10 protein-coding genes are annotated in these 17,357 nt (G+C 38.7%); 6 read left to right on the forward strand and 4 right to left on the reverse strand.

Annotation, left to right across the window (positions count from 1 at the left end; all coding sequences use genetic code 11):
- The first annotated feature begins 163 nt into the window (after positions 1–163).
- Together G4P69_RS17400 and G4P69_RS17405 are read left to right on the forward strand one after the other, a co-directional pair.
- Positions 164–1,642 (forward strand): CoA-acylating methylmalonate-semialdehyde dehydrogenase, encoded by a 1,479-nt coding sequence (locus G4P69_RS17400; protein WP_208340195.1) that lies wholly within the window; start codon positions 164–166, stop codon positions 1,640–1,642.
- Between the two features lie 590 nt (positions 1,643–2,232).
- The gene (locus G4P69_RS17405) at positions 2,233–3,189 is read left to right on the forward strand and encodes an SGNH/GDSL hydrolase family protein (RefSeq protein WP_208340194.1); all 957 of its coding nucleotides are present in this window, start codon (positions 2,233–2,235) and stop codon (positions 3,187–3,189) included.
- Between the two features lie 69 nt (positions 3,190–3,258).
- Here the strand turns inward: G4P69_RS17405 and G4P69_RS17410 are convergent, their stop codons facing one another.
- Positions 3,259–4,938: a serine/threonine protein kinase gene (locus tag G4P69_RS17410; RefSeq protein WP_208340193.1), complete on the reverse strand. Its 1,680-nt coding sequence runs from the start codon at positions 4,936–4,938 to the stop codon at positions 3,259–3,261.
- Between the two features lie 516 nt (positions 4,939–5,454).
- On the opposite strand from G4P69_RS17410, the gene G4P69_RS17415 reads away from it, so the two are divergent.
- On the forward strand, positions 5,455–6,819 hold the full coding sequence (locus tag G4P69_RS17415) for a lipid-A-disaccharide synthase-related protein (protein ID WP_208340192.1): 1,365 nt from the start codon (positions 5,455–5,457) through the stop codon (positions 6,817–6,819).
- A 152-nt stretch (positions 6,820–6,971) separates the two neighbouring features.
- Positions 6,972–7,304: a hypothetical protein gene (locus G4P69_RS17420; protein ID WP_208340191.1), complete on the forward strand. Its 333-nt coding sequence runs from the start codon at positions 6,972–6,974 to the stop codon at positions 7,302–7,304.
- Between the two features lie 170 nt (positions 7,305–7,474).
- On the opposite strand, the gene G4P69_RS17425 is transcribed toward G4P69_RS17420, so the two are convergent.
- Both G4P69_RS17425 and G4P69_RS17430 read right to left on the reverse strand, forming a co-directional pair.
- Complete coding sequence (locus G4P69_RS17425; protein ID WP_208340190.1) at positions 7,475–8,881, reverse strand: AAA-like domain-containing protein; 1,407 nt, start codon at positions 8,879–8,881, stop codon at positions 7,475–7,477.
- A gap of 88 nt (positions 8,882–8,969) precedes the next feature.
- Entirely contained in the window at positions 8,970–9,896 is a 927-nt protein-coding gene (locus G4P69_RS17430) for a pentapeptide repeat-containing protein (protein WP_208340189.1), read from the reverse strand.
- A gap of 538 nt (positions 9,897–10,434) precedes the next feature.
- On the opposite strand from G4P69_RS17430, the gene G4P69_RS17435 reads away from it, so the two are divergent.
- Positions 10,435–15,048: a hypothetical protein gene (locus G4P69_RS17435; protein ID WP_208340188.1), complete on the forward strand. Its 4,614-nt coding sequence runs from the start codon at positions 10,435–10,437 to the stop codon at positions 15,046–15,048.
- Between the two features lie 204 nt (positions 15,049–15,252).
- On the forward strand, positions 15,253–16,803 hold the full coding sequence (locus G4P69_RS17440; RefSeq protein WP_208340187.1) for an ATP-binding protein: 1,551 nt from the start codon (positions 15,253–15,255) through the stop codon (positions 16,801–16,803).
- A 19-nt stretch (positions 16,804–16,822) separates the two neighbouring features.
- On the opposite strand, the gene G4P69_RS17445 is transcribed toward G4P69_RS17440, so the two are convergent.
- On the reverse strand, positions 16,823–17,236 hold the full coding sequence (locus G4P69_RS17445; RefSeq protein WP_208340186.1) for a DEAD/DEAH box helicase: 414 nt from the start codon (positions 17,234–17,236) through the stop codon (positions 16,823–16,825).
- Between the last annotated feature and the right edge of the window lie 121 nt (positions 17,237–17,357).

Genomic DNA, 17,357 nt, shown 5'->3' on the forward strand with positions numbered 1-17,357 from the left:
AATACACCCTACTATAAGGGCATAGCCTCCGGCTTCTCGCAGAGTACGCTGTTTGCGCCTACAAATGTAGGGCAAGAATGTAGGTAATAGTTTCCTAGTTCTACAAAATGTTAAATTAATTTTGCACAGGTACTAATACCCCTATTGTTGCATCAACCCCGTCATGAGTACAACTAATAGCTTACCCAACTACATCAATGGTCAGTGGTGTACATCTAGCGCTACAGAACATCTAGACGTCATCAACCCAGCTACAGCAGAGGTGCTAGCCAGAGTGCCATTGTCAACAGCGGCTGATGTAGATCAAGCAGTACAAGCAGCAGCAGAGGCTTTTGTGAATTGGCGACGGACTCCACCCACGGAGCGAGTGCAGTATCTATTTAAACTCAAGAATCTCATGGAAGAGAATTTTGAGGATTTAGCTTGCACAATTACCCTAGAATGTGGTAAGACTCTGGCGGAATCTAAAGGAGAAATGCGCCGTGCTATTGAAAACGTGGAAGTTGCTTGCGGTATTCCTGTGATGATGCAGGGCACAAATTTGGAAGATGTGGCTAGAGGTATTGACGAAATGATGATTCGCCAACCTCTAGGAGTGGCGGCGGTGATTGGTCCATTCAACTTTCCAGGGATGATTCCGTTTTGGTTTCTACCTTATGCCTTAGCTTGTGGTAATACATATATTGTCAAACCTTCGGAAAAAGTACCCCTGACAATGCAAAAAATCTTTCGGTTATTTGAGAAAGCTGGATTACCGAAAGGAGTTGTCAACCTGGTGAACGGTGCAAAAGAAGCTGTAGACGCAATTTTAGATCATTCTAAAATTCGAGCAATTAGCTTTGTTGGCTCCACACCTATAGCTAAATATATTTATAGTCGCGCCGCAGCTAATGGCAAACGTGTTCAATGCCAAGGTGGTGCAAAAAATCCATTGATTGTTTTGCCAGATGCAGATATGGATATGACCACACGCATTGCTGCTGATAGTGCTTTTGGTTGTGCAGGACAACGCTGTCTGGCTGCTTCAATAGCCGTCACTGTGGGGAAAGCTCGTAAAACTTTTACAGACGCGATCGCAGAAGCTGCAAAAAAGCGTGTTGTTGGTCATGGTTTAGATCAAAATGTGGAAATGGGACCAGTGATCACAGCACAAAGTAAAGCCAGAATTGAGGAATTGGTTCAAAAGGGAGTTGATGAAGGTGCTAGTGTTTTAGTGGATGGGCGATCTCCAAAAATTTCTGGATATGAAAAGGGTCATTTTATCCGACCAACTATTCTAGAAAACATCAACCCTACAGGAGAAATTGCCTCTACTGAAATTTTTGGCCCTGTTTTAAGTTTGATACACTTAGAAACTATTGAGCAGGCGATCGCTTTAGTCAACAGTGGGCAATACGGTAACATGGCCTGTTTATTTACCACAAGTGGTGCAGCTGCTCGTAAATTTCGTTATGAAGCAGAAGCAGGAAATATTGGGATCAACATAGGGGTTGCTGCTCCAATGGCATTTTTTCCTTTCAGCGGTTGGAAAGAAAGCTTTTTTGGTGATTTGCATGGTCAAAGCCACCATGCGGTAGAGTTTTTCACCCAGACAAAAGTTGTAGTTGAACGTTGGCCTAGCGATTGGTCACGGCAGTTTTAAACTAAGAGTGTTTGGGCTATATGAAAAGAGTTTTAAGGTTTTAAAAAGAGGCAAAAAACCTTGAAGAGATCGTAAATATAGCCCAATGATTAAATTTTACACGCCTATTTGGTGTAAATAGTATTAATAACCTAAATAATCGGGGATCAATAAACATTACTTACAGGGTTGGAGCATGGGGAATTCTTTAGATTCCCGATTGCCCTTTACCTCCTTGCCAGTTATGTTTATTCATATCTAGTTTATCTAACATTCAGTTTTCCTGATAACAGCTAGCTAATCCTGTCAAAAGTAAAAGTAGTCAGTAGAGGAGATTTAAATAGCCAATAACCCTGCTCCATCACAAAAAGACTTTGTAATAAAAAACATACAAATTTAATACATAACTAAATCGCCTGTTTTGCGGCTACCAGAGACAGAAAAGCGATTTAACAACAATAGGTGTGACGATCATCATAGAATAAATACCAAATGAGTGCGAGTTTCGTTCATATTCTTCAAGTAAAATTGCCACGGTGGTTACAACAACTGCTGCCCTTTTCTCCATTGTCTACGCAAGCGTGGTTAAGAGCGCTATCGAGGACGTGTTTATGAGGGATGTTTATCTGTTGGTAGCAGGCTTGTTAACAATATTGGCAATACCAGCATCGGCTCTATCACAATTGTCAATAATTCAGCAACCAAATCATAGCGTTCTCTGGGATTTGAGTCAGGATTTAAACTCAACAGTCAATGAAAAAATAGTTCCAGCTTCTGATAGATCTCCAGAATTGAGGAATGATAAGTTCCAAATACCTTTCAACCCAAATAATCATCCAGCTAACACTCAATTAATAGTATCTGGAAGCCAGCTTTATTATCAAAGATTAACTGCGCTCCAGGCAAGTGAAAGCTATACACATTTGGCTGATAAAAATTTGCAGCCATTATGGAAATCAGCGAGAAAGCACCAACTGACATATGAAGACTGGAAAAATTTACTAGCTATTGAAGCCAAAGCGATTTCTCAGAGTCAAAGTGCTAATCATTTGGGCATTTTGCTTGGTGATTCTTTAAGTATGTGGTTTCCCAAAGATAAATTGCCTAATAGTAAGTTTTGGCTGAATCAGGGGATCTCTGGAGACACTTCCGAGGGGATTTTAAAAAGACTGTCTGCTTTTTCTAGTACGAAACCAGACGTTATTTACATAATGGCTGGAATTAACGACTTGCGAAAGGGTACTAGAGATCAAGCTATTTTAAGTAATCACCGCCAAATCATTCGTCGCTTGCGGCGAGAACACCCAAAAACTCGAATTATTATTCAATCAATTTTGCCTACTCGCCTACCTACAATTCCTAATGCCCGAATTCGTCGCATTAATTATCAATTAGCTCTTATCGCCCATCAAGAAGGCGCTAATTATTTAAACCTTTATAATTGGTTTACGGATTTTCAAGGCAATTTGCGGGAAGATTTGACTACAGATGGTTTGCATCTTAGTCAACCAGGATATGAAGTTTGGCATTTTGGTATCCAGCAGATGGAGTTATGGCATGGGGCATAGGGTAATGGGCATGGGAGAGCACAGGAGCAGGAATTAGTCTATCCCTAACGCCCCATGCCCTATGCCCGACTAATCATTATCATCTGGTTGATCTGGTTGATCTGGCTGCTCTCTATCAGATCTATATGGTTTAACAGGGGGCTGATTTTCAGTAGGAAATGAGTGTTCTCTATGTATCTCTTGTGTTGGAACAATTACACCTGGAGAATCGGAGTGCTTTGGTTTCTTTACTGAAGGTTGTACTGGTACAACAACAGAGGATGAGCTATTGGATGATGGTAATGGTGGAGATGAAAACCTACGAGAATCCCGTATTTCTCTGAGTTTGTTCATTAACAATGAAGATGAACCAGAGGAAGCTGGTGTTGAGGAATCCCCATTTGATTTGCGGCGTTGAGATTCTTCTGAATTACGTTGTTGTGATTCTGGTGTAGCATTAGGGCTCGGAGGATTTCCGCTGTCTTCGCGGGAAACGTGACGGCTGCGCTTACGTACTCTAACAGTAGACTTTGATCGTGACGAGGTATTAGTCTGTTTTGGAGTGTTAGTGACTTGTGTTGAAGGTGTAGGTGTTGGTTGAGAAGTTTCAAAACTGGGCTTCGTCATAAACGGCTGTGGAGACGATTGCGGTTTTGTTTTTTTGCCAATCATGCTGGCGGTTATGGCGAACCCTATAACCGCAGCAATCAAGGCTATACCTGTACCAATTAAAACTTTAGGCGATCGCGATAGCTTTAGCGGTAGCGAGGAACGAGCGTCGGAACGAGCGTCGGAACGAGCGTCACCACCGTGGGGAAATGCCGATCGCAACTTTTGCAAAATGGGTTGACCTGTTATATTACTACCAAATGCTGTCCCGAAGGAATTTTTGGGGGATCGCTGGGTGGATAAATTGCTAGCTGTTATTTTTTGTGTTAAGACTCGTTCAGGGAGACTTACCATATCCTCTGGTAGCAAGCCTAGCCATTCTCCAACGGTTGCTGGACGGAAACGAGCATCTACAGCCATACCACGCATCACAGCTTGATTGACGACTGCGCTAATATGAGGTTGTAATTCACGAGGAGAAGGCATTTGTTGGCGATCGCGTAACAAAGCTGGTAAAGGCACTTGTCCTGTTAACAGTGAGTATAGGGTTGCTGCTAAACCATACACATCGGCGGCTGGAGTGCGAGGCGCTTGCGGTAAATATTGCTCAATTGGGGAATAGCCTTCTGAAACTGTACCCGTGTGAGTCTGTCTAACTCCACTATTAAATTCTCTGGCAATGCCAAAATCGATCAGCACTACCTCTTGAGTTCCTTCACGAAGAATTATATTGTCTGGTTTAACATCGCGGTGCAGCAAACCGTTGTTATGTACGACTTGTAATGCTGCTGCAACTTGACGAATATAATGAATTGCTGTTGCTTCTGATAAGGGTATACCTGGTAAGACATATGCCTCCCCCAAAGTTTCACCAGGAATATACTCCATTACCATGTAGGGTAGTCCATCTTCCACAAAAAAGTCGCTTACCCGAACTATATTTGGATGGATACAAGTAGCCAAGCGTCTTGCTTCATCCTGGAACTGACGCTCAAATTTAGCAAAATCAGGATGTTGTCGCAGTTTCTCGTTAAGGGTTTTAATCACCACTATCTGAGTTAAGAAGTGATGAGTTGCTTTGAACGTAATACCAAAGCCACCTCGCCCTATTTCCTGGTTTAGAGTATATTTGCCACCCTGCAAAGTTGTACCAGTAAGCATAACAATTTTAGATTTACGATTTTAAATTTCGATTTGGGCAGTTTATTTTTAGATTTTAGATGAGAGCTGCTTGTTAACCTAGTACTGTTGCGTGGAATTAAAAATGAAAGATCATTTAGCTCACAAACTTTTCACAAAAGGGCTATTATTGGCGGTTACTGTCAAATTCGATACTCTTCAATGAGCCTGTACTCATTGTCTGCGATAGGTTTCCGTGTTTTTGAGTCGGAAAATTGTTCGTTTTACCTCAGCAGCGTTGCAGTGGACTTCCCAAATTTTTTGGGTTATCCCTATGAGTGTAGAGTCGAGGAGAGCTATAGCATTAGATTTTTCTTCACAAAAATTTTTTTCTAACTTTACTCGGGATGGTGACATAATGCGGGTGCATCCTAGGAGTGAAACTTGTGCCATGTCAATATATATTGATAATTGATTACCTTTTTTGAATGTGCGTCTTTATACTCTGATTCAACCCCTCTATCTCTAAAGACAGTTAATTACAAGTTTTTGTTTCTTATGAGTGATTTATTATCCTTATCTGCATCATCCAACGTGCAATCAGAAAATATTCCCCTACAGTTACTAGTTTTAAGCAATGGTCATGGAGAAGATGCTATCGCTGTAAGAATTCTACGGGAACTCCAGCAACAACCAAACCCCCCAGATATATTCGCTTTGCCTTTAGTCGGTGGTGGACACGCTTACCAAGAATTAGGTATTCCCCTCATTGGTTCAGTCCGCACCATGCCTTCTGGTGGTTTTATTTACCAAGACGGACGCCAACTTCTCAGAGATGTTAGAGGAGGCTTAATTCAACTTACTCTTAGTCAGACTAAAGCTATACGCCGGTGGGTAAATTTTCACCAAAAATTAAATAATGCAAAAGCCATTTTAGCTGTTGGGGATATTGTACCACTCTTGTTTGCATGGATGAGTAAAGCAAATTATGCTTTTGTAGGTACAGCTAGATCGGAGTATTATGTACGTGATGAAGTGTCTTTGTTAAGACGAAACAAAAAAGCTGCTTATTTCGAAAATTTTTCTGGTTCAGTTTACCATTCTTGGGAGCGTTGGTTAATGAGCCGCTCTTCGTGCAAGGCAGTGTTTCCCAGAGACTCACTGACTACCGAGGTATTGCAAAAATTTCGGATTCCTGCATTTGATTTAGGTAATCCAATGATGGATGGTCTTGAACCGAAGTTGTCTCGTCAGCAATTTTATAGCTCTGACACGGAAAAAGAAGAAGTTACTAGGCCTTTAATTGTGACTATTTTACCAGGTTCCCGTCCCCCAGAAGCATACGCCAATTGGCGCTCTATTATGGTTGCGGTGTCTGCATTAATGGCACTTTTTCAAAAGCGAGATTTTTCTCGTCACACTTCTGGAACAGTGGTGTTTTTGGGCGCGATCGCTCCCACTCTACACTATGAAAGTATGCGCCAAATCCTCCAATCCCAAGGCTGGCGTCCTCACCCGGAATCTCCTATCAAAATTCCCGATGCTGATATCTTGACTTTTAAACAAAAAAATGCGTATTTTCTGTTGACACAAAATGCTTATAATGAATGCCTACATTTAGGAGATCTGGCGATCGCAATGGCTGGAACAGCTACAGAGCAATTTGTCGGTTTAGGAAAACCAGCAATCATTATTCCAGGAAAGGGACCACAATTTACTCCTGCTTTTGCTGAAGCACAAAGCCGCCTGTTAGGAATATCTGTTACTTTAGTCGAACAGCCTGAAGAAGTTGCTGGGGTAGTGCGATCGCTCCTCCTAAATCCAGATCGGCTACATACCATTGCGGAAAATGGTATTCGGCGGATGGGTAACCCAGGTGCAGCAAAACGTATTGCTGAGTGTTTGTTACAACATTTAAAGTGAAACTTGACAACTTTAGGAAGTTTTCTTTGCGCTTTTTAGATGCTCTGGAGAACAGACTCAGTTAAAACTCCTGGTGAAGGACGCAAGACACGCTGCAGTCACTGACAACAACGGAAGCTGTATTATTGTTGTTAAAAAGGAACCTTACTACTATGCAAGCAGCTCCATCTAGTACTGAACTCTCACCAGAAAAAGTTAAAGTTGCTGTTGATGCAATTGTTAATGTTTTGGGAACTCCCGAAAATGACCTGCACGCCGAAGCTTTAGCTGCTTTTCATCGTGGCGAACACCAAATTGTTAAAAGGCTAGCAGCTACTAATTTGGATGACCATTTCTGCAAGGCTTTAGGATACTTGGGTGGTGCTTTAAAGCTCACACCCAATACGGATACTATTTTGGCTGAATCTGCTCGCTCTGCTGCGGAGTTCGTTAAGCACAAAACTTTACATCTTCTCGGTACTGAAATCGCCAATGCTCTTAACTAAAGCCTAAAGCTTTTATTACATTTAAATTGTTTTAGTTGATCAGCAACTAAGTACAGCGTTTCATAAATTCGTGGCGTTTTGGCTCCCATTGACCCTCACCCTAACCCTCTCCTGCGGAGGGAGAAGGGAGCTAGATTCTGTTCCCTCTCCCTCCGCAGGAGAATTTTCAATTATCTAACTCCTATCTGGGATTCTTTATAGTTTTCGATATACTTTAAATTATCTTTTTTTTGTTGTAAACTTGCCATTTTGTTAAAGTAATTGCTGAAATAGTTTTTGTATAAATCACAACTAATTTCTGACAAATTTTTATCTAAACTTATTAGCCCTAAATCTTTTAATTTAAACGCTATCTCTCGTTTTAAATTTACGGGGCTCGACGATTGTATAACTTTCTTTAAACCATCAACTAATTCAGCGTTTTGCATTAAATAGTCGAACTGATCATCTAAATGTTTGCTAAAAATTCCAGTATCATTCGTAGCATTTTGAAGTAAGTCATCCACTGTAGCTTGATATTGAACACAATGATAAAACATTAATCGCACTAAATAAGGAAATCCTCCTGTAATTTCCATTAGTTTTTCCAATTGTAAAGATGAAAGTTGGAGTTGGTGGCGCTGTGCCAAATCTTCTAATTGCGGCATTGTAAACCGAGGTAGAGCAATTGATAACCCTACATTAAAAAGAGAATGATTAATATCTAAATTAGTAAAATAGCTAGATGTAACAATTAATAAACGGAACTTCTGCCAAATTGATATATCTTTAGTTTCTTCACACCATGAGCGCAGTAAACTTAAAAAATCACGAGTTAGCTGAGGATATTCAAATAACTTATTTACTTCATCTAATGCTAAAATAATAGGATTAGAAACTTCCTGTAGTAGATAGTTTTGAAAGTAAATAGTACAGTTCATCAAAGCTCCTATATCGTTATTCCAGAATTGGTCTAGCTTTGATTCTATTTTTAATTGATAGGTAATATTAGCACAGAACCAACGCAAAAATTTTTCTACTGAAATGAAAACTTCTGTTTCGGCCCGGTGTAAACTTAATCTTACGGGTTGATAATTATGTAAACTGCTGTGAGAGATAATCCTTGTCATCAAAGAAGTTTTTCCCATCTTGCGTGGTGCCTTGATGTGGATAAACGCACGATGCCGAAGAATTTCTTCATAGCAAATTTCTTCTAAACCACGTTCAATATAGAAGCTAGAAGAAAGAGGAACTTGCCCTTCTGGGGATTCTAAATTTATTTTTAGATGATTTTGCGTTTGTTTAAATGTCGTTTCGAAAGATCGAACATCTAATTTTTGCTCTAGTACAGCACGACAATTAGTTCGATTAATTTTCTCACCGAGAATCTCGGAAAGTAGTTGCCACAACTTAGGAGCAACCATCCGTCTTACATAATTTTCTGAATAGTTATTCTCTATAGCAATTCGTGCGTAGTTTTTCTTAGTTTCTGATAGAGATGCCAATAGAATAGCTTTTTGAATAAAAGATAGTGTTTTTCCTGTTTTATTAACGACTAGTTTCTCGGTAATTTCAAGCAATTGTTCTATAGTAATCATGGATTTTAACAATAACGATACAATAAGCTTTTGGTTTTTATGAGATACTTAAGCCAATAACTTCCAAAAAGGTGTGCATTAAACACAACTATTTTAATTCAGAAATATTCAAGGCTCCATTTTCTTTCAGCCATTGCTTTTGCTGAAAAGTTAATCCAATAGCATCAGTAAACTGTGCTTTTTTTACGCGAGAACCAGAAAAATTGACTCCCTCTAGTTTTGTATTTGTAAAATTTGCATGTCTTAAATCTGTATCACTCAAATTTGCTCCATTCAAAACCGCCTCCTCTAGGTTAGCTTTAAATAAAGAAGCTGAACTTAAGTCAGCATAACTCAACTCGGCATTAAATAAAGTAGCTAATTCTAAGGATACTTGACGTAGAATAGCATTACTCAAATCTGCATTACTCAAATCTGTGTTAATTAAATCTGACTCAGTTAAATTTGCATACTTTAAAATAGTATCTTGTAACTGCGCTCCTTCTAAATCAACCTTTTGCAAAGAAGCAGCATGTAAAATAGCTCCTTCTAAATTAGATTGGCAAAGATTAGCCTTATCAAAAATAGCGTCTCTAAAATCTGCAGCTTTAAGGTTTGCTTTAAATAAGTTTGCTCGTGTTAAGTCTGCTTGAGTCAAGCAAGCTTTTTCTAAATTAATTTCTGTTAAATTTGCCTCTTGTAAACAGGCATAATGAAGCTGGGCATAATTTAAGTGAGCACTTGTTAAGTTCGCTTTGATTAAAAGAGCATAGCTTAAATTTGCCCATAATAAACTCACATTCGATAAATTTGCTTGAGTTAAATTGGTTCTTTGCAAATCTGCCCGATTTAAGTCTGTCCAAATCAGATTGGCAAAACTTAAGTTAGCCTCACTAAGATTAGCACTAGTAAGGTTAGCATAACTAAAGTCAACATTACTAAAGTCAACACCTTGCAAAAAAATCTGGCTTAAATTTAGGTGTTGAAAATTTCTTTCTTGCGCTGCATACCGTTTGATGATATCTTGACGAAGCATTTTGTTAATGGGATGTGTAGAGTAAGTTTAATAATTCGATAAATAAACTACTGTACCAATGACCTATGTACTATTAAAATAAATGTTTTAGCCTAAAATTAATGAAAACTTCACTATATAAATAGTTACATATTTTAATATAAATTATTATTTTTTGATAATTCATATGACTTTTATGGATTGACATAATACATTTTATGTGCACTGTAGCTATTTTTATGATTTATAAGACTTATTAATAACTCATGGGAGCTATTGACGAAACAAAATTTCTATGATACAAGAATTAAAAAAAATTAAAATACAAGATAAATATATGACATTTGTGATCTTGTATTTTTTCAGTGAAGAGCGTTTAAATAACTGGAAGAGCTAAATTACATCAACTTCGAGAGCTAAGTATTTACGCTAAGCTACTAATGATAAGTTTTACTCTACCATCTCCTGCTTGGGTTTCTATTCTTAAATTTGAAATTCGTAAACCTTTGCAAATATGAAATTTTTCAGTTTCATCAAAAACAAAACAAGGGAAATCAGCATGACTAAACAAGCAAACTCTGCAATTGCTGTTGATTTAGTGATCCTTATAGACACTAGCCCTTCGATGAAAGACCAAGCTCAAGGTCTTAGTAATGCAGCTGCTAGTGCGATCACTAAAGCTAAATCTAGTTGTCCTTCAGATTTAAGAGTGGTTTGGCTAGGCATAGAAGGTATTTGGAAAGGAACAAACTTCGACCAAACTATCAGAGCGTATTTAACTCAAAAAGTTAAGGTATCCGAATCTAAACTCCGGGGTAGAAAAAAAGGAGAACTTAAGTCCGCAGGAGCGCAAGAAGATGGAGCGCGTGCCATTGAAGATATCTCTGAATACTTTGATTGGCGCAAAGATGCAGCACGAGCAATTTTTTATCTTGGTGATGAAGCACTCGAAGGTGGTGGAGATAAAACAGAGCGGGACGATATTCGCGCTGCTGATCTCGCGATCCAAAAAGCCCAAAAAGCTGGAGTTACTATTCACACCTATTTTGGAACTTCTAAGAGCAAGTATCAAGAAGGGATCAAAAGCGAATACGCTAGAGTTGCAACCTCAACAGGTGGACAATTTTTTACAGATAAAGATACGCTCAATGGTTTTAGCGCTCTCTTAGAAAAAGTTATTTGCGGCAGCCGTACAGTTACAACCACAAAACTTCAACCAGGAGCAGTTTATATCCATGATTGTATCTCCAATGAATTAAGCAAGCTCTACACTTTAGATCTAGTCACAGGTAAAGCTTCTTTTATTGGGGAGATAGTAACAGAAGTTTTTGACATTGCTTTTGTCGGTTCCCAACTATATGGGTTGGATCGAGAAGGTGATAAAACTCAACTAGTTAAAATTGATCTGAATACAGGTGACGCGGTCACAATTGGAAATACTGGCTTTGCCGCATCTGGTTTAGCATATAATCGCCAACGTCAAACTCTCTACGCCACAACAGCTAAACAATTAATTGCTATTAATCTAGAAACAGGTAAAGGTAACTTAGCAATAACAGTAGCAGATAAAGACTATAATTGTGGCGAAGTTGCCTTTGATGGTGACGGTAAAGCGTATATTACTTTAATTGGTTACGACAAGAAGAAGTTATTGGCAACTGCAAACCTAGACACAGGTGAAGTTAAAATCATTGGTGATATTGGTTTTGCCTCTGTTGCCAGTATAGAATTTGTTGGTAATGTACTTTATGGCGTAACTGGCAACTTCTTTAACTTAGGAAAAGACGGCCAATTAATTCGTATTGATACCACAACTGGTAAGGGTACTTTAGTTACAGTAACCGATCCTATCGGTCGTTGGGCGGGCATGAGTATTTATAACCCAATCACGACAATACTAACGGAAATACCCCCAGAAGAAAAACCAGAAGAGCCGAAAGTTCCCCAAAATACTCAAGTTACCAAGGAGATAATTATGAATACTTTAACCATTGATACCAAAAATAACTGTTACGTTATCGACGCTAACCAGATGAACAATTTGCAGCAGAACGTTGCAACATCTTTTATTTTTGAAAAAGGTACTTTTGATATCAGAATTTCTAGTGGTCGCTATAGCAATAACAAGACAAAAAAACTAGGAGAACCTTTTGTTTTACTGTGGATATATGGAGATGGTGGAACTACTTTTATTAATAGATCTACAGGTTTCGAAGTAGGTGCAACATGGACAACTCTTAATGGATACAACGATACTTTAAAGTTAGAAACAAAAGAAAGAGCAGTTCTAAATGCTTTGTTCTTTGATTTTAATAATGAAGATAGTGGTGGTTCAATTGACATTTTAATTACTAGCAGTAAGCAATTTTTTAACCCTGTTACATTAAAAGTAGATAGCAAACGTAATTGTTATGTTCTTGACGAAAATCACTTCTCTAGTCTAAAACAATCTGGTTCTAACTTTGTTGAGTTGAATCCGGGTAATTATCGAATAAAAATTCGTGAAGGCAATGCTAGTTATTGGTCAGACAACAAAAAATTTAATATAGAACCTTGGGCTTTAATACTAGTCAGAGGTGGTAGATTTATTGCAAAACTAACTGACGTTGAAACTGATGAAACTTGGGTTTCATTAAACGGGCTCAAAGATGAAGTAGTTTTACAAATTAAAGAGAAAACTACACTAACAGGTTTATTTTTTGACACTCACAAAGAAGATAACGAAGGACAGGTGATTCTGGCGATCGACCAAATAAGCGATGCTGAAATTGAACAAAAACGCCAGCAGTCGATAAACAGCATTTCTACTGTTGTTGGCAGTTCCACTGTTGTTGAAGGTTCTACTGTTGTTGAGAGTTCTACTGTTGTTGGCGGTTCTACTTCTGTAAGTAGAGAACGTAGGGAAGAATATACGTTTGATCTCAGATTTAGGTTTGAAGAAGAGGAATTTAAGAAGAAATGGGAGGAACAAATAAAGCAAATTGAGAGTTCTACAAAAGCACAAGACAAAGTTGATGTAACCCTGGAAACGAAGTACTGGAATCAACTCGAACAATTGCTACTTAAGAGTTATGAACAGCACTTCAAGAGCCTCTCCATGGAAATTGCAAAAGTCAAGTTTTCAATGGATGCTTATCTCCAACAAGTAGAATTGAGCTTAGAACAGAACTTACAAGGTTGGTCTGACTATTACCTTGAGAGAATCTTATCAGACAAGATTAATGTTGAGATATCGAACAAAATTAACCAGCAGTTAAGTCTCTACTTTAACCAAACTTTTGAACGACAAATCCAGAACAATATCGGCTTAATTATCAACAACATCATTAATAAACAGGAACTTAGCCAGTACGTTAACCAGCAAGTAAGCAATTCTTTTGAGCAAAACGTCCGCAATCATATCAGCTTAATTATCAGCAATATTGTTAATAAGCAAGAACTGAATCAGTACGTTAGTGAACAAATAACCAATTCTTTCGAGCAAAATATCAGCAATCATGTCGGCTTAATTATCAGCAACATTGTTAATAAGCAGGAACTGAACCAGCACATTAGTCAGCAAATAACCAATTCTTTTGAGCAAAATATCCACAATCATGTCGGAGCAATTATCAGCAACATAGTCAATAAGCAGGAACTTAACCAGTACGTTAGTCAGCAAGTAACCAACTCTTTTGAGCAAAACATTCGTAACAATATTAATCTAATTGCTCAGAGCATTGTTAATCAAAATACTGAGCTGAATCAGTATTTAAACCAGCATTTTGAGGAAAACATCCACAACAATATCAACCTAATTACTAGCAGCATTATCAACAATAATACTGCTCTGAATCAATACGTCAGTCAGCAAATAAGCAACTCTTTTGAGCAAAATATCCGCAACCACATTAACCAGATTACCAACAGCCTCATTCATGAAAGTACTGAGTTGAATCAATACTTTGACCAACGTGTACAACTGGCTTTTCATAACAACACAGAAGTTAACCAGAATATTGTCAATATCGTTACCAACAGTACAGAAATTAACCAAAGAGTTGAGAATATCTTACGTCAAAAATTTGTCGAAGTGCTGGCACAATATATAGATGAATTCATTGGCGTCATTGGTGGTAGAGAAGGATTCATTAATCTGATTACTCAAACGATTGTTAATAACAACGCTCAAGTGAATCAGTACTTTGAGCAACGCGTGGAAATAACTGTTAATAATAACACAGAGCTTAGCCAGAATATTATTGACATCGTTAACAACAGTACAGAAATTAGCCAAAAAATTGAGAGCGTCTTGAACGAGACATTGATCACTGTGCTGGAACAGCAGATTAATCAATTTATTAGCTTCTTAGGTGGTAAAGAGGCATTCATCAACCTGATTACTCAAAGTATTGTCAATAACAATCCTCAGATTAATCAGTATGTCACCCAGCAAATTAATAACTCTTTTGAGCAAAATATTCGCAATAGCATCCAAGTCATTACCCAAAACTTGATTAATAACAATACTGAGTTGAATCAGTATTTTGACCAACGCTTACAGCACAATGCTATCAACAACAACGTCTTCATTAATCAAATTATTGAAAATAATCAGTTGAGTCAAAAAATTCAAAGTGTTGTTGTGAACAGTCCTGAAATTAAAAACTCACTTCTCAATTTTGTTGTCAATAGTACGGAAATTAGCAATAGAATTGGCAACCTCTACACGGAGATTAACAACAAGTACACAGATCTTAACATCAAGATCGAGAACTTCCGTAGTGAATGGAATCAATCATTCATCACTCTGGTGAGACAGTACGTTGATGAATTGATTGTTATCCTTGGAAACAGGGAATCGTTCAATATTCAGATTGCAAACATCATCAATGTCAAGGTGGATGAATTGCTCAACCAAATCTGGAGAATCAAGAACGAGTTAACTACTTTCATCAACAATTCAGATAGAAATCTTTATGAGTGGACTTTGGGCGAACTAATGGCGCTCAAAGGTTGTTTAACAGATCGCCAAGCTCTTGTCGAACAACTCGTGACTTTCAGTAGTGAACTTAGAGTCAAACTAGATAATACTGAATGTGTTGATATAAACACATTCAAGCCTTTCAAGCCTCTCTCTGCTCCCCAACAGTTACCTGGTAATAGACCCCAACAATTACCTGGTAATAAATAGATGAAAAACTCCACCCACAAAAGGGTGGAGTTTTCGCTCATGGGGTAGATAAACAGTTATTAGTTATCGGTTATCAGTCAGGAATAATGTGTTTATCTTTGGGTTTAAGTTTTTCACCATCGCCTTGATCACTGATAACTGTTGACTCTTAACTGTTTAAGAGCGCTAGACTAAGGGCATCACTTCAAAAATACCTAAATTCTTATGCCTCGTTGGTTTAATACCGCAGGTCCTTGTAAAGCTGACATTCATTACATGCTACCGCCTACTCTCCGGTTGCCAAATTTGCAGCGATTCATTGCCCAACAAAGTTATTTTGTAATCCATGCTCCTCGACAAACGGGTAAAACTACTGCAATGCTAGCATTAGCACAACAACTAACAGAAAGCGGACGATACGCAGCAGTTTTGGTATCTGCTGAAGTGGGCGCACCGTTTAGCTATGACCCTGGAAAAGCAGAGTTGGCAATTCTTGGTGCTTGGCGTGATGCGATCGCAGACTGTTTACCCGAAGAGCTACAACCCCCACCTTGGCACGAAGCAGCAGATGGACAAAAGATTCGAGCTAATCTCAGGGTATGGTCACAAGCTTCACCACGACCGTTAGTGATATTTATAGATGAAATTGACTCTCTACAGGATGAAGCACTAATTTCGATTTTACGGCAGTTACGTGATGGTTATGTTGGTCGTCCTAAAAACTTTCCCTTATCTGTAGGGTTAATTGGCTTGAGGGATGTGCGCGATTATAAACTTGCTTCTGGGGGTAGCAACAGATTCAATACAGCAAGTCCCTTTAATATCAAAGTTCGCTCGCTCACTTTGAGAGATTTTAATGAAGTTGAAGTTGAGCAATTATACAAACAACATACTGACGAAACGGGACAAGTTTTTACACCAGAAGCAATTCAACTAGCCTTTGATTTGACTCAGGGACAACCTTGGTTGGTTAATGCCCTTGCTAAAGAAATTGTAGAAGAAATGGTGACGGATATAAATGTAGCAATTACATCTGAGCATATTTACCAAGCTAAGGAAGTACTAATTAAAAGGCAAGATACTCATCTTGATTCACTTGCGGAAAGATTGCGAGAACCAAGAGTCAAAGCAATTATTGAACCGATACTTGCAGGTTTGGAACTAGGAAATGTACCCAATGATGATATCCAGTTTGTCATAGACTTGGGCTTGTGTAAAATGGATCCACAAGGAGGATTAGTAATTGCTAATCCCATATATCGTGAGGTGTTACCCAGAGTGTTAACAGTGACACCAATGGCTTCTTTACCTCACATTACACCCACTTGGTTAACTAAATCCAGTGAATTAGATACAGATGCTTTGTTACAGGCGTTTTTAGCATTCTGGCTACAACATGGAGAACCATTACTTGGTAGTGCAGCTTACCACGAGATTGCACCACATTTGGTATTAATGGCATTTTTGCATCGGGTAGTTAACGGTGGTGGAAGCTTAGAGCGCGAGTATGCAATTGGACGCGATCGCATGGATTTGTGTCTTAAATACGGGAATGTAACATTAGGAATCGAGTTAAAAGCTTGGCGTGATAAGAAGGGAGATCCCATGGAATCAGGGATTGAACAATTGGATTCCTATTTGGCAAGGTTGGGAGTTAATTTTGGTTGGTTGGTTATTTTCGATGTGCGCACTAAGGCTTTACCCATAGAGGAACGATTAACAACAGAAGTGACGACTACACAAAGTGGACGTTCTATTACTATCGTTCGAGCATAGTATAGCCTGTCACACAACGTCATAAACCAACACAAACTAAAAGACGTTCCCTCGCACGGGTTGCTGCAACATAGCGCTCGCATCTGTCAAGTAATTCTGCTGTATCGAGATTGTTCATCGCGTCTGATTCAGTTGTACACCCCATTGCGATCGCGCGAAATTCCAACCCCTTAATTCGCTTCATTGTAGCAAGGCGAACACCTGGTTCCTCAGATCCGGGGTCTTCTTCTCGTGGTTTGAGTTCAAAAGTGGAAATACCTTCAGCTTCTAAAGCATTTCGTGTTGCTGGTTTGTAGGGAGTGATACAAATTTCATAAGAAGCAAACCCATCCTGTGTAATTAGCTGTTTTGCCCAAGTACCAATATGCTTTGCTTCTTCTTTTTCATCCGTACATTTAACAGTCTCTGGTTTAGGACCTATGAACCACCCCACCGCATGGCGGATGGGGTTTCTAATTTACAGAGCGGGTTCAGTCGCTCCTAATAGTCGTGTATCAAGACGCTTCTTGAACCGTACCTTTACTTTTGTTGCCTACCCAAATATTGATTGTTGT

This window comes from Aetokthonos hydrillicola CCALA 1050 (assembly GCF_017591665.1).
Classification (GTDB): Bacteria; Cyanobacteriota; Cyanobacteriia; order Cyanobacteriales; family Nostocaceae; genus Aetokthonos; species Aetokthonos hydrillicola.